Genomic DNA, 1,212 nt, shown 5'->3' on the forward strand with positions numbered 1-1,212 from the left:
CCCTTACGCTGCACTGCTTCCGGGAAACGATCAGTGTACGAATAACTAACAACGAGCTCTAGATAGGCCCACCTTTGCGGCGAATTCGGGTTAACCCGGCCCGGAGGATGTTTGGAAAAGAAGCTAAATCAAGCAGTTAGGAACTAGTGGGACAGCAAAGCATTCAAATCTGTTCCTATGTTTTTCGATGTTCTTGTCCCCCCTACCACGCTGCATTTCGCCCGATGAACGCCTCACTCGCCCTATCTCGCGAAGAAGGATCGTGACGGTGTATCAGTCCCTCATTGGAAAGTCGCGGTCGCACCATTAACGACGTTCTTCAACGAGCAAGAAGCGTCTCGATTGGGGCCGTCTGCGGACTGTTTGCTTTGTGACAGATACGAACCAAGCAGTCGTTCAGCTCAAACCCGCAGGTCGCGGTGGTACGAAGGGTTGTAGGCGTGGTTGTCTGTCATCTTGTAGATCATTGCGGCCTTGGTGCGCCGAAGCGGGTTCGTGCCGTAGCCTTCCCGTCGGTAGCCATTGCAGTCACCCATCTACCAAGCGAGTAAACTGGTGAGTGCTGAGATAGTCCGGATGGTGGACTCGACTGAGAAAGGCGTGGTCATCTCTTCGCCGCGATCCGTTGAACAAAATCTAGAAAAGCGCGCACTTTTGCCGGCGGCATGTGGCGTGACGGATGATAGGCGTAAAGCGGAAACTGCTCGTCGGACCATTCTGCCAGGATCGTCGTGAGCGCCCCGCTCTCAAGCCACTCGTCGAGGCCGATGGCAAGGCTCTGGAATATGCCTTGCCCCGCGAGACCGGCCGCGACGGCAGCGGAGGGATCGTCCATGACCAAGCGCCCCGAGGCCTTGATCTCGATGGCCCCGCTTTCCCCTCGGAATTCCCAGGTGAACGGCCGCCCGGTCTGCGGGTTGCGAAACAGGATGCAATCGTGGAGCATCAGGTCGTGGGGCGTGGCTGGAATGCCGTGCCGGTCGAGATAACTTGGGGCGGCACAGGTCAGGACTGGTACGTCCAGCAGTTTGCGGGCGATTAGCGAGGATTCGTCCGGCGGACCGAAGCGCACGGCGACATCCGCGCCGCTCATCATCTCTTCGCGATAGTTGCTGGTGGTCAGATCGAGCGACAGTGCGGTGTAACGTGCCAGGAATTCACCGATCCTCGGCGCCAGCACCATTCGCGCGAACCAGGGATCGATCGATACCC

The 1,212-nt window shown here is 58.0% G+C and carries 2 protein-coding genes; both read right to left on the reverse strand.

Annotated features, from left to right (window positions below; genetic code table 11):
* Window positions 1-401 precede the first annotated feature (401 nt).
* Window positions 402-536 carry a hypothetical protein gene (locus tag EOA22_RS39650; RefSeq protein WP_281040815.1) on the reverse strand — a complete coding sequence of 45 codons (135 nt, stop codon included), beginning with the start codon at window positions 534-536 and terminating at the stop codon, window positions 402-404.
* A 68-nt stretch (window positions 537-604) separates the two neighbouring features.
* The gene (locus EOA22_RS34275) at window positions 605-1,204 is read right to left on the reverse strand and encodes a substrate binding domain-containing protein (protein WP_281040816.1); all 600 of its coding nucleotides are present in this window, start codon (window positions 1,202-1,204) and stop codon (window positions 605-607) included.
* Between the last annotated feature and the right edge of the window lie 8 nt (window positions 1,205-1,212).

It is taken from the genome of Mesorhizobium sp. M7A.F.Ca.US.014.04.1.1, from assembly GCF_003998745.1.
GTDB lineage: Bacteria > Pseudomonadota > Alphaproteobacteria > Rhizobiales > Rhizobiaceae > Mesorhizobium > Mesorhizobium ciceri.